Genomic DNA, 12585 nt, shown 5'->3' on the forward strand with positions numbered 1-12585 from the left:
CATGCACCATCATGAAGACGATCTCGACCTCATCGGCATCGCGGATATCGAGAACGCCGCCGAAGCTTTGGCCGGGGTGGCCCTGCGCACCCCGCTCATGGAACATCCGATTTTAAACGCACGAGCAGGGGGCCGGGTTCTGGTAAAGGCGGAATGCCTGCAACGCACCGGCTCATTCAAGATCAGGGGAGCCTATAACCGCCTGTCGCGCCTGAGCGCGGATGAACGGGCCGCAGGTGTGGTTGCCTTTTCGTCAGGCAATCATGCCCAGGGGGTGGCGGAAGCCGCAAGGCGCTTAGGCGTGCGGGCCCAGATCGTGATGCCCCATGATGCGCCGGCGATCAAGCGCGAGAACACCCGCGCTTTGGGTGCTGAAATCATTGCCTATGATCGCTATAGCCAAAACCGTGAACAGATTGCCATGGATCTGTGCGCCCAAAGCGGGGCGATTTTGGTGCCATCCTATGATGATCGCCATATCATCGCAGGGCAGGGCACCGTGGGGCTGGAAATAGCCGATCAGGCCAAAAAGCGCGGATTAACGCTCGATGCCGCCCTCATCTGCGTTGGCGGCGGCGGTTTGATTGCGGGCAGCGCCACGGCTCTGAAGGCGGCATTCCCAGCCATTGCGGTGCATGGGGTCGAGCCTTTGGGCTTTGATGATACGGCCCGATCCTTAAAGGCTGGAAAGCAGGTGGCCAATGATCTTGAAAGCCGCTCGATCTGCGATGCTCTATTAGCCCCCATGCCCGGCGCCCTCACCTTTGCCCATAATCGGCAGCTTTTAGAGAGCGGCGTGGTGGTGACTGATGATGAGGTGAAGGCGGCGATGGCCTTTGCCTTTGAACGCTTGAAAATCATTGTCGAGCCGGGGGGCGCGGTGGCTCTTGCGGCGGTGCTGGCCCATAAAATCGAAACCCGTGATCGGGTCATTGCCATTGTCCTATCGGGGGGCAATATCGGGCTTCAGGATTTTTCGGCCCTTATGGCCTGATCATCTTCGGGGGCATCTTCATTTTCCGCCTCGCGCTGCTGGCGGGTGAAGCGCAAAAGCACCATCGCGATGGTCAGGATCACCGGGCCCAAAAGCAGGCCCACGGCCCCAAAGGCAACGGCACCGCCCAAAACCCCGATGAACACGGTCAGGGTTGTGATATGGCTGCGCCGGGAGACCAAAATCGGGCGCAGGAAATTATCGATGGTGCCCACGATGAGCATGCCCCACAAAAGCATCCCGATGGCTTCGACCCACTGGCCGTGGAAGGCCAGAACCAGGGCGGCGGGACCCCAGATCAGGGCGGTTCCCCCCACCGGAAACAATGAGAAAATCGCCGCCAACACGCCAAAAACCACGGGTGCCGGCAGCCCGGTGACCGCCAGGGCAAGCCCGGTCAGCGCCCCCTGGATAAGGGCGGTGAGAACGGTGCCGAAAACAATCGCATGAACCGCATCGGCAATCCGCGAAAACAAGAGATCGGTGCGCTGATCCGACATCGGAACCAACGCTTTTGTGGCATTGAGGATTTTTCGCCCATCCCGCAGCACGAAAAACAAAACAAAAAGCATGATTACAAAAGCGGCCATGGTGCCAATGGCTCCCAAAAACACGCGGCTGCCAAAGGACAGCAGGATTTTCGCGCCTTCCTGAATACGTAGATTGAGCCATTGGCCAAGATCATCGAGAGAAACATCAAACATCTGCTGTATCTGGCTGATCAGATTGCCGATGATCGGCACATCCATCACAGATTGCAAAATCGAAAAATCGCCTTTGGCCGCTGCCTGCTGCAAGGGCTCCAAAAGATTGGCGGCCTGGGCGGCAAAGGCCGCCAGCAAAAGCGAGATCGGCCCCAGCAGAAACAAAAAGCTCAAGCCGGTGAGGATGAGGGCAGACAGATTGGGCCGAGCCCCCAAAGCGCGGCTGAGCCACAGATGCGCGGGGTGGAGCAGAAAAGCGATGATCGCCGCCCATGCCAAAGGCGCCATGAAAGGAGACACAATGCGCCAGACCAGATAGCCCAATATCAGTACGGCGAACAAAGCAAAGCTGCGCGCATAAAACAGGCGGCCCGGCAAGGCAGATGCGCGCGCGTTTTTCATGGGGCCCCTTTCCTGTCCGTTACCATCGCCCATATGTGCCGATGAATTATGGCGCGCTTGCGGCCAGTGCCGCCAGAACATCTTCCACCAGATCGTCTTTATCCTCAAGGCCTGCGCTCAAGCGGATCATCCCCGGGGTGATCCCCATTTGCAGCCGGGTCTGTTCATCCAGCGCCTTGTGGGTTGTGGTCCAGGGATGGGCGGCAATGCTACGGCTATCGCCCAGATTATTGGAAATATCGATGATGCTGAGGGCGTTCAAAAAGCGGAAGGCCTGTTGGGCCCCGCCGGGCAAGGTGAAGGTGACAACGGTGCCCCCGCGCTTCATCTGCCGATGCGCAAGATCGGCCTGCTTGAAGCCGGGCAGGCTGGGATGCAGACAATCAATCCCGGCTTGAGCGATGGCGGCGGCCAGATGATCGGCGCGATCACACATGGCATTCACCCGCAGTTCAAGGGTTTCCAGCGACTTTAAAAGCAGCCACGCATTGAAGGGCGAAAGGCTGGGGCCGGTATGGCGCAAAAAAGGCCCCAATTCATCGACGATGATGGCTTGACTACTCAAGATGATCCCGCCGAGCGTGCGGCCCTGGCCATCGATATGCTTGGTGGCCGAATAGCACACCACATCGGCACCCAGGTCCAGCGGTTTTTGCAAAATAGGTGAAGCAAAGACATTATCCACCACCAGCCGCGCGCCCACCTCATGCGCCAGATCGGCAACCTTTTGGATATCGATGATCTCAAGGGTGGGATTGGAGGGGGATTCGAGGAAAAACAGCTTGGTATTGGGGCGGATAGCACGCTTCCATTCGTCCAGATCGGGGCCGTTGACGGTGGTGGTCTCTATGCCATAGCGGGGCAGCAATTCATCGATCAACCACCGGCAGGAGCCAAAAAGCGCCCGGCCAGCGACCACATGATCACCGGCGCGCAGCAGCCCCAAAAGGGCGGCATTCATGGCGGCCATGCCGCTGGCAGTGGCGGCGGCGGCTTCGGCACCTTCGATCAGGGCCATGCGTTCCTCGAACATGGCAATGGTGGGATTGCCCTGCCGGCTATAGGTAAAGCCTTCTTCTTCGCCTTCAAAGCGGGCCTGAGCGCTTTCGGCGGTGGCATAGGCAAAGCCCGATGTCATGAAGATGGCTTCTGATGTTTCGCCTAAATTGCTGCGCAGGGTGCCGCCCCGGATGAGCTGCGTATCGCGCCGCCATTTTTGGGTGATCTGGCGATCAAAGCCGGTTTTATTTTTCATGCTGAAGCGCCTTTCAAGTTCATAAGCAAAGATCTGCCCAACCGGCGCATGAAGAGTCGAGGCAAGCCCCCACCTTTTAGCTGCTTTTTTTACGTGGCCGCAAGCCGGTCGGACCAAATCACCACGGGCCCTAAAAAAGCGCGTAAAATTCGGTTCGTCAAGCTTTGTGAACGCTTGCGATGCGCGAACAATGTGATTACATCGTGAAAGACCCATTCATCACCGAAAATCAAGGACTCCAGATGAGCATGTTCAATGACCGTGAACAGAATTTTGAAGCGAAATATGCGCTGGATGAAAATCTGCGGTTCAAAACGGCCATGCGCCGCAACAAGCTTCTGGGCCTGTGGGCGGCTGCCGAATTCGGCATGAGCGCTGAAGATGCGCTGGCCTATGCCAAAACGGTGATCGATTCAGATTTTGAAGAAGTAGGCGATAAGGATGTCATCCGTAAGGTTTTGGCCGATTTCCGGGCCCATAAGATCGAGATGACCGAGCATCATCTGGAGCGTCGCTTGCAGGAATGCATGGAAGAAGCCCGCAACGAGATCATGCAGGAAAATAATTTCTAAGCCTCGGATGCGAGCGGCCAGAGGCCGCCCGTAAGCCTCGGAGATGCGAGCGGCCTAAAACAGATCAGCCAAAAATCTATCGGCCAAAAACGCGGTGGAAAATCGTTTCCACATGTTTGGTGTGATAGCCCAGATCAAAAAGCCCTTCCAATTCGCCTGCGCCAAAGATGTCCGCCAGTTCGGGATCGGCTTTCAAAAGGTCGAGCAGATGATCGCGGCCATCGCTTTCCCACACCTTCATGGCATGGCGCTGAACGAGGCCATAGGCCTTTTCGCGGCTCATCCCTTTTTGGGTGAGGGCAAGGAGCACCCGCTGGGAATTGACCAATCCCCCCAAGCGATCCATATTGGCGCGCATCCGATCAGGATAAACCAAAAGCTTATCCATCACCGAAGTGAGGCGGGCCAGCGCGAAATCCAGGGTAATGGTGGCATCGGGGCCGATCATCCGTTCCACCGATGAATGGGAAATATCGCGCTCATGCCATAGCGCCACATTTTCCATGGCCGGAAAGGCATAAGAGCGCACCATGCGGGCCAGCCCGGTGAGATTTTCGGTGAGCACCGGATTGCGCTTATGGGGCATGGCCGAACTGCCCTTCTGGCCGGGTGAGAAATATTCCTCCACCTCCAGCACTTCGGTGCGTTGCAGATGGCGGATTTCCGTGGCCAACCGCTCTACCGAACTGGCGATCACGCCCAAGGTTGCAAAATACATGGCATGGCGATCACGGGGGATCACCTGGGTTGAAACAGGTTCGATGGCCAATCCCAGTTTTTCGGCCACATGGGCTTCCACATGGGGATCGATATTGGCAAAGCTGCCCACCGCCCCTGAAATGGCGCAGGTTGCCACTTCTTCGCGGGCGGCGCGCATCCGGCTTTTGGCGCGGTCAAATTCGGCATAGGCCTGGGCCATTTTCAAACCAAAGGTGGTGGGCTCGGCATGGATGCCGTGGCTGCGGCCAATGGTGATGCTATCGCGATGTTCATGGGCGCGGCGTTCCAGCACCGCCAAAAGCGCATCGAGATCGGCAATCAACAGATCGGCCGCCCGCACAAGCTGGATATTAAAGCAGGTATCCAGCACATCGGATGAGGTCATCCCCTGATGCACAAAGCGCGCTTCCGGCCCTACATGTTCGGCCAGATTGGTGAGAAAAGCGATGACATCATGCTTTACTTCGGCCTCGATCTCGTCGATCCGCGCCACCTCGAACCGGCCGCGCTCCCACACGGCTTTGGCCGCTTCAGGGGGGATGATGCCAAGCGCTGCCTGCGCATCACAGGCATGGGCTTCGATCTCGAACCAGATGCCGAATTTGCTCTCTGCCGACCACAGGGCGGTCATTTCGGGGCGGGAATAGCGGGTGATCATTGATCGGTCTCCGGGCGGGTGATGGGGCAGGCGCGGTTTCCCTAGCATCGGGGGGCGATGCTGGCAAGTCGCCGCATTTTTCTTCGCAAGATCGACTAGAGCAGGCCCATCTTTAGAGAAGACCGAGACTTTTAAAGCTGACATGCCCCTTGCGCCCGATGACCAGATGATCATGAACGGAAATGCCCAGCTTTTTGGCGGCCTCCACGATGTCTTTGGTCATTTCGATATCGCCGCGCGAGGGCGTGGGATCGCCAGAAGGATGATTATGCACCAGAATAAGGGCAGAGGCATGAAGCTCCAAAGCCCGCTTGATCACCTCACGCGGATAGACCGGGGTGTGATCGATGGTGCCCTGCTGCTGCACCTCATCGGCCATCAGGATATTTTTGCGATCCAGAAATAAAATGCGGAATTGTTCGGTTTTGGCATGGGCCATGGCCGCAGTGCAATAATCGAGCAAGGCCCGCCAATTGCTGAGGATCGGGCGATTGAGCACCTTTGATTGCGATAGCCGCAGGGCGGTGGCTTCCACCAGCTTGATCATGGAAATCGCCACTTCGCCAACCCCATCCACTTCGCGCAGTCGTTCGGGCGAGGCGGTGATCACGCCTTCATAGCTGCCAAAAAGCTTCAACATCTGCTTGGCCAAAGGCTTTACATCGCGCCGCAAAATTGCACCCATAAGGAGCAATTCTATCATTTCATAATCGGGCATCCCCTGGCCCCGGGTCGCCATGAAGCGTGTGCGCAAACGCTGACGATGACCGGTGTTATCAGAGGGATCGCCGGGCATTTGCGGCCCTAGAGTTCATAAGGCGGTTGGTGAAGGCCAGCCGGTGAGCGAGTGAAAATTTCATGGCCATCGGCGGTAACGGCAAGGCTATGCTCGAACTGCATCGACAAGGAACGGTCACGGGTGACCGCCGTCCAGCCATCCTCAAGCACCTTGGTATCGGGTTTGCCCGCATTGACCATGGGTTCGATGGTGAAAAACATGCCCTCTTCCAGCACCTCGCCGGTGCCAGGGCGACCATAATGCAAGATATTGGGCGCATCATGAAACACCAGCCCGATACCATGGCCGCAAAATTCACGCACCACCGAGCAGCGTTCGCTTTCCACATAGCTTTGGATGGCATGGCCGATATCGCCCAGAGTCACCCCGGGTTTCACGATTTCGATGCCGCGCATCATGGCTTCATGGGTGATGTCCGCCAGCCTGCGGGCCTTCACCGATGGGGTTCCGGCAAAAAACATCCGGCTGGTATCGCCATGCCAGCCATCCAGAATGACGGTGATATCGATATTGATGCTATCGCCATCTTTCAAGACCTTGGGGCCGGGAATACCGTGGCAGACCACATGATTGATCGATGTGCAGATCGATTTGGGGAAGCCGCGATAATTGAGCGGTGCCGGAATGGCCCCATGATCAAGGATGAAATCATGGCACAGGCGATCCAGCGCTTCGGTGCTGATGCCGGGTTCAACATGGGGGGCGATGAAATCAAGAACCTCTGCCGCCAATCTGCCCGCTTTGCGCATGCCTTCAAAACCCGCTTCATCATGAAGCTTGATCCCCTGTGATCGGCGTTCCTGGGTCATGGCGTTTTCTTGCATTTCTCTCACCGGATTATCCTCATGGTCACAGATTGGTCGTGTGTTTCATGATGTGCTGTTTCATGATGTGGTCGTTAAGGACCGGCATACAAGGCTGGCTTGCCGATGGGAAGGGGTTGATCGATTTCAATGGCAGATGGCGATAAATGACAGCCATAGGCATAAGATTCGATCCCCGCTTCCACGGCCTCCTCATAGGCGTGGTAATAAATTTGATCTATATCACAGGCAAATGTCATCTCGCTACAATCAGAGCGTTGTATCAGATAAATCATCATTGCGCGCGCCCCGCTGTCAAGCATCGCTTTCAGGGCCAAAAGATGCCTCGCACCCCTTTGGGTGACGCTATCGGGGAATTGGGCAAGGCCATCGCGGCGATAGGTAACGCTTTTCACCTCGATATAGCATGGCTCACCCGGCCTTTCGGGGTGATCGCTGGCCATGAAATCAAAGCGCGTGCCCGCACCCGTGCTCACTTCGGACTTGAGGCTGCCATAGCCCGCTAGAGGGGCGATCTGCCCTTTTTTGATGGCCTCAGCCACGATGCGATTGGCCAGCATGGTGTTGATACCGATCAATGTATCGTGGCTTTCCACCAGTTCCCAGCGCCAGCGCAGCCGGGCCTTGGGATTATGCACCGGGGAAAGCCAGATGCGGGCCCCTTCCTCGGCACAGCCCAGCATGGCCCCGGGATTGGGGCAATGGGCGGTGATCTGGCGGCCATCCTCAAGCACGACATCGGCCAGAAAGCGTTTATAGCGCCGGATCAGCCGCGCCGGGATCAGGGGATCGGGAAAATGCATGGCTTTATTTCATTTTTTGGTCAGAATGCCGTGCTCATTCCGCCTCTGTCGCTATGCCATGATCAAAGCTGCCCGCAGGGCCGGGGAACACCACCGGGCTTTCAAAGCCATCCTTGGAAACACTGGCGACCCCGAAATAATAATTATCGATCACGATATTCTCCAAAGTCACCTGATCGCTATCGCCAACCCAGCGGCTGAAGGTCCATTGCGGATCGGTGGTCAAGCGCCAATAAACCCGATAACCGGCCAGGTTTTCAGCCTCTTTGCCGGTGGGTCGGGTCCAACTCAGCTTTGTTGATGGCTCAACGGCACCGGCGATTTTGACATCCGATGGAAAAGGCGGGGCCGAGGCCAGAGCGGCCAAAGTCACCACATTGAGCGCAGTGAGCTTGGCATTATAGGCAAAATCCACGCCCGCGATCACATCGCCATAGTCAATCCCGTTTTCGCGGCGCAAATCCTGATGCTGGCGGGTATAATCTTCATTGGTTTCCATGATCCGCACACCGGGCATCCCCACATCATTGAACGGGCGATGATGGCCGCCACGGCCAAAACGATCCAGCCGATACACCATCATCACATCCAGATTGGGGATATAATCATCGGCCAGCCGGTCAATATAGCGCGCCAGATTGCGCGAGGCACTATCCACCTCACCCCCGCTGAAACGCCGGATGCGCGCTTCTTCGGGGGTTTCGGTGGCGCGGGTGCCTTCAGAAAAAACCCGGGCCGTGCTGTTATCGATCACGCCATTGATGCCGGAAATATTGCCGATCATATCATTATTGATAACGGCTTTGACCTTCCAGCCCTGTTTCAAGGCGTATTCTGCCAAAATCTGGCCGCCAAAAAGGCCCTGTTCCTCGCCCGAAAGGGCTGCATAAACAATGGTGCCGGGGAAGCGATATTGCGATAGCACACGCGCCGCCTCGATGGTGCCGGCAACGCCTGTTGCATTATCATTGGCGCCGGGGCTGTCGGCGGTCGCATTCATGGGATCAGAGACCCGGCTATCGATATCGCCCGACATGATCACCATGCGATCAGGATCAAGGGTGCCGCGCTGAATGGCGATGACATTGACGATCTCGGTGGGATCGGGAATGCGGCGTTCGCCTGAAACGGTATCTGCCACCGTGATCACCTCCAGACAATTGCCACAGGCTTTGGAAATCCGGTTGAATTCCTCTTCGATCCAGCGCCGCGCTGCGCCGATGCCGCGTGTTTCGGATTGGGTTTCAGATAAGCTGTGGCGGGTGCCGAAGCTTACCAGTTTTTCCACATCGAGGCGCAGCCGTTCGGGGCTGGCCTTGGCGCCCATTTCGCGCAGGATCGGGGTTTCCCCCGGTGGCACCTGTGCGCTGGCAGTGGTGGTGATGACGGTCATCAGCAGGCTGCTGCTGAAAAAGCCACCCAGCAAAAGGGCGGCAGAGAAGCGATTTTTGCGGATTTTGGCCTGTGGATTTTGGCCTTTATCATCGCGCTTTTGCATTGTTTTTGATCCTTATCCCCATAATGGTCGGCCAAGGCTAGACGATTGCGCGATCCTGATCAATGTGCAGCGCATGGCTTGCCGGAAAGGAAAGAAAAGCGGATGCGGGGAATGGATTTTGCCAGCCAAATAGGATACACCGAGCCTCTAGCGTCGTTCCCCAATCTGGCGCCCGGAGCCACAATCCATGAGCGATCATTCCATTTCCGCGCAGCCTGATGATGCGGCAGCCAAGCCTGTTGTGAAGGCGGCGCTGATCATCATCGGTGATGAGATTCTATCTGGCCGGACCAAAGATGCCAATCTGGCTTATCTGGCGAAATGGCTGAATGGGGAAGGGATCAGGCTCGATGAAGTGCGGGTGATCCCCGATGATACGAGCAGAATCGTCGATCATGTGAATAGCTGTCGGCGACAATTTGATTATGTGTTCACCACCGGTGGCATTGGCCCTACCCATGATGATATCACCGCAGAATCGATAGCCCAGGCTTTTGCTGTGCCTTTGCATTTTCACCCTGAAGCGATGGCTTTACTGGAAGCGCATTATCCCCCCGGCGAATTTACCGAAGCTCGCCAGCGCATGGCGCGGGTGCCAAAGGGCGGCAGCCTGATCGATAATCCGGTAAGTGTGGCCCCCGGCTTTCAGATTGAAAATGTGTTTGTGCTGGCGGGGGTTCCCCTGATCATGCAATCGATGCTGGAAAGCATTCGACATAAGCTGGTGGGCGGCCTGCCGATGCTATCGGCCAGCCTGTCTGTGCCGGTGCCGGAAAGCGCCCTGGCCGGGGATCTGGGGCTGATTGCCAAAGCCCACCCGGATGTGCAGATCGGCAGCTATCCCTATTATCGGGAGGGCCGGGCTGGCCTGCATGTGGTGGTGCGGGCCTTGGATCAGGCATTGATTGATCGTGCCCTTCACGAGATCGAGGCCGCCGTGCGCCGCTTTGGGGCCGAACCGGTGCGCGATCCCCGCGAAGGCTGATGGCACAAAGCCGGATAATTTTGGTTTTTGCCTTTGTGGCATCTTTTCATGCCGCAAAGGCTGTGCCATAGGATGTGCGTGTGCCCGCTTGGCGGAATTTGGTAGACGCAAGGGACTTAAAATCCCTCGGCCTTTTGGCCGTGCCGGTTCAAGTCCGGCAGCGGGCACCATCCTCCCTTTTTGTCAGCCTCTTTATGCTATCTTTGCCTAAAAAATATCGGCAATGGTCACCCCGCCATCAGCAATGATGGTTTGACCGGTGATATAGCGCGCCGCCGGGCTTGCCAGAAAAACCGCAATCCCCGCCATATCTTCAGGCTCGCCGATGCGGCCAGCCGGGGTCACTTTTTCCACATAGGCGCGGGCCTTGTCATTTTCCCACAGGGCTTTGGCGAAATCTGTACGGATAAGTCCGGGGGCGATGCAATTGATCCGGATCCCTTTTTTCGACCATTCCACGGCCAGATTGCGGGCCACCTGAAAATCAGCGGCCTTGGAAATCGCATAAATCCCCAGATTGCGGCTGCCTGAAAGGCCCGCGATAGAAGACACCAGAATGATCGCCCCATCGCCGCGTTCGGCCATCTCGGGCAGAACCATATGGGCCAGATTCATATTGGCGCGCACATTATTGCCGATGATCTTGTCAAAGGCATCATCAGACACTTCCGTCATCGAGCCATAAACCGGATTGGATGCGGCATTGCACACCAAAATATCGATCCGGCCATAATGCTCGCGCGTTTTGCTGACCAGATTTAGAAGCTGATCCTTATCCGATATATTGCAGGGCACAATGATGGCTTCGCCGCCCGCCGCCTTGATGGCATCGGCTACCGGCTTGCAGGCCTCGCGCTTACGCGAAGAAATCACCACTTTGGCCCCGGCATCGGCCATGGCTATGGCCATCGCCCGGCCAATGCCCCGAGATGATCCGGTGATGATCGCCACTTTATCCTTGAGGGAGAAAAGTCCGCTCATGCTCAATCCTTTCATGGAAAAAGTAAAAAGACCTGATCTGCCACACAGGCAGGCTTTTGGCCGCCTTCGATTTCAACCGTCGAGGTGACGGTGCATTTCAAGGAGCCCATCGGCCCTGCCGCCGTTGCTTTCAGCACAAAGCTGCCGCGCACCCTTGATCCCACCGGAACCGGGGCGGGAAAGCGCACGCTATCGCAGCCATAATTGATCCCTTGGGCCACTTTATAAGCGCCAAAAAAATCCCCCATCAGATAGGGCAGCAGCGACAAAGTATAAAATCCATGGGCAATGGGGGCGCCAAAAGGGCTTTCAGCCTTGGCGCGGTCCACATCGATGTGAATCCATTGATGATCACCGGTGGCATCGGCAAAGGCATTGATATGCGCCTGTGTCACCTCATGCCAATCGGAAAGAACAAGCCTTTGGCCGATTTTGGCGTTTAAATCCGGAAAGGGAAGATCAGACATGGCGGTCTTTCTGGGCTAAAGAGTTTTCATGATGAAAGCACTGTGCGCATAACTGGCAAAGGGGGCAAGCCGCCATCAGCGGCTGGCCTTTGATAACAGCACATTGCGCGAGGAAGTCCGCTTAGTTGCGGGCTTTTTCCACCAGATCCAGAATGGCATCATAGCCTTGGGCGCCGGCCAGCACCTGCCCATTGATGACATAAGTGGGGGTGCCGCTGATGCCGACCATGCGCGCCAGATTGATAGTTTGCTCAAAATAAGCGGAAAGGGCCGGATCATCCATATCGCTGCGAAAGCGGCCCATATCGAGCTTCAGGGCTTCGGCAAAATCAAGGATCACGCCCTTATTCAGCGATCCTTCATGGGTCATCAGCTTTTCATGAAAAGCCGGGAAGACCTCCTGATTTGAGGCGGCGATGGCGGCGCGGGCGGCAAAATGAGACACGCCATTTTCCCCATCCCGATCCAGCACGGGAAACTGCTTGAACACATAGCGGATATCATCCCCATGCTCTTTTAGAAGCCGGACCATATCGGGATGCGCCCGGCGGCAGAATGGGCAGCGATAATCATAATATTCAACCACTGTAACCGCCGCATCATCCGGCCCGATGATGGGGGAATAGGCATCCTTGCGGATATCATCCCAGCGATCCGATGCCAAAGCCTGCAACCTTTGCTGCTGAGCGGCTTCATCGCGCTGGCGCAAGATGGCGATGGCTTCGGGCAGGATTTCAGGATTTTCCAATAGATAAGCCCGAAACATGTCATGCATCCGGGCTTTATCGGGGTTTGGCCCCAAAGTCGATTTTTGCGTAGAATTGAGCACCAAAAGCAAGGAGGCCATGGAAATGACCAAAGCAAGGCTGGCAATGATCAGGCTATAGGGGCGGAGCCGCGAAGCTCCCGGCTTGTTTGACATA

At 56.6% G+C, this 12585-nt stretch carries 13 protein-coding genes, 1 tRNA gene and 1 riboswitch; of the genes, 4 read left to right on the top strand and 10 right to left on the bottom strand.

Annotated elements, in window-relative coordinates:
- The first annotated feature begins 1 nt into the window (after position 1).
- Positions 2–994: a threonine/serine dehydratase gene (locus tag QK300_RS10985; RefSeq protein WP_281301721.1), complete on the top strand. Its 993-nt coding sequence runs from the start codon at positions 2–4 to the stop codon at positions 992–994.
- On the opposite strand, the gene QK300_RS10990 is transcribed toward QK300_RS10985, so the two are convergent.
- Entirely contained in the window at positions 967–2100 is a 1134-nt protein-coding gene (locus tag QK300_RS10990) for an AI-2E family transporter (protein ID WP_281301720.1), read from the bottom strand. The two genes, QK300_RS10985 and QK300_RS10990, sit on opposite strands and share 28 nt — an antisense overlap.
- A gap of 46 nt (positions 2101–2146) precedes the next feature.
- Positions 2147–3355: an O-succinylhomoserine sulfhydrylase gene (gene metZ, locus QK300_RS10995; RefSeq protein WP_281301719.1), complete on the bottom strand. Its 1209-nt coding sequence runs from the start codon at positions 3353–3355 to the stop codon at positions 2147–2149.
- Positions 3356–3411: 56 nt separating this feature from the next.
- Positions 3412–3490: riboswitch (SAM riboswitch) on the bottom strand.
- A 107-nt stretch (positions 3491–3597) separates the two neighbouring features.
- Between metZ and QK300_RS11000 the strand changes: the two genes are divergently transcribed.
- The gene (locus tag QK300_RS11000; protein ID WP_042084740.1) at positions 3598–3927 is read left to right on the top strand and encodes a DUF1476 domain-containing protein; all 330 of its coding nucleotides are present in this window, start codon (positions 3598–3600) and stop codon (positions 3925–3927) included.
- Positions 3928–4003: 76 nt separating this feature from the next.
- On the opposite strand, the gene purB is transcribed toward QK300_RS11000, so the two are convergent.
- The 5 genes from purB to QK300_RS11025 all read right to left on the bottom strand — a co-directional run bounded on the left by purB (position 4004) and on the right by QK300_RS11025 (position 9229).
- Positions 4004–5305, bottom strand: a complete 1302-nt coding sequence (gene purB / locus QK300_RS11005; RefSeq protein WP_281301718.1) for an adenylosuccinate lyase — start codon at positions 5303–5305, stop codon at positions 4004–4006.
- A 112-nt stretch (positions 5306–5417) separates the two neighbouring features.
- Complete coding sequence (radC, locus tag QK300_RS11010; RefSeq protein WP_281301717.1) at positions 5418–6101, bottom strand: DNA repair protein RadC; 684 nt, start codon at positions 6099–6101, stop codon at positions 5418–5420.
- 8 nt (positions 6102–6109) lie between these two features.
- Entirely contained in the window at positions 6110–6913 is an 804-nt protein-coding gene (gene map / locus QK300_RS11015; RefSeq protein WP_281301716.1) for a type I methionyl aminopeptidase, read from the bottom strand.
- 89 nt (positions 6914–7002) lie between these two features.
- Positions 7003–7731: a DNA/RNA nuclease SfsA gene (sfsA, locus tag QK300_RS11020; RefSeq protein ID WP_281301715.1), complete on the bottom strand. Its 729-nt coding sequence runs from the start codon at positions 7729–7731 to the stop codon at positions 7003–7005.
- Between the two features lie 34 nt (positions 7732–7765).
- Positions 7766–9229: a M28 family metallopeptidase gene (locus QK300_RS11025; protein WP_281301714.1), complete on the bottom strand. Its 1464-nt coding sequence runs from the start codon at positions 9227–9229 to the stop codon at positions 7766–7768.
- A gap of 187 nt (positions 9230–9416) precedes the next feature.
- Here QK300_RS11025 and QK300_RS11030 point away from each other — a divergent pair, with 187 nt between their 5' ends.
- Both QK300_RS11030 and QK300_RS11035 read left to right on the top strand, forming a co-directional pair.
- Positions 9417–10214: a molybdopterin-binding protein gene (locus QK300_RS11030; protein ID WP_281301713.1), complete on the top strand. Its 798-nt coding sequence runs from the start codon at positions 9417–9419 to the stop codon at positions 10212–10214.
- A gap of 82 nt (positions 10215–10296) precedes the next feature.
- Positions 10297–10384: transfer RNA gene (locus QK300_RS11035), tRNA-Leu, on the top strand.
- 37 nt (positions 10385–10421) lie between these two features.
- Here the strand turns inward: QK300_RS11035 and QK300_RS11040 are convergent.
- The 3 genes from QK300_RS11040 to QK300_RS11050 all read right to left on the bottom strand — a co-directional run bounded on the left by QK300_RS11040 (position 10422) and on the right by QK300_RS11050 (position 12584).
- Positions 10422–11195 carry an SDR family oxidoreductase gene (locus tag QK300_RS11040; RefSeq protein ID WP_281301712.1) on the bottom strand — a complete coding sequence of 258 codons (774 nt, stop codon included), beginning with the start codon at positions 11193–11195 and terminating at the stop codon, positions 10422–10424.
- 11 nt (positions 11196–11206) lie between these two features.
- Positions 11207–11662 carry a MaoC family dehydratase gene (locus QK300_RS11045; RefSeq protein ID WP_281301711.1) on the bottom strand — a complete coding sequence of 152 codons (456 nt, stop codon included), beginning with the start codon at positions 11660–11662 and terminating at the stop codon, positions 11207–11209.
- Between the two features lie 121 nt (positions 11663–11783).
- Positions 11784–12584 (bottom strand): DsbA family protein, encoded by an 801-nt coding sequence (locus QK300_RS11050; protein WP_281301710.1) that lies wholly within the window; start codon positions 12582–12584, stop codon positions 11784–11786.
- Between the last annotated feature and the right edge of the window lies 1 nt (position 12585).

The organism is Iodidimonas sp. MBR-22, from assembly GCF_029946565.1.
Lineage (GTDB): Bacteria > Pseudomonadota > Alphaproteobacteria > Sphingomonadales > Rhodothalassiaceae > Iodidimonas > Iodidimonas nitroreducens.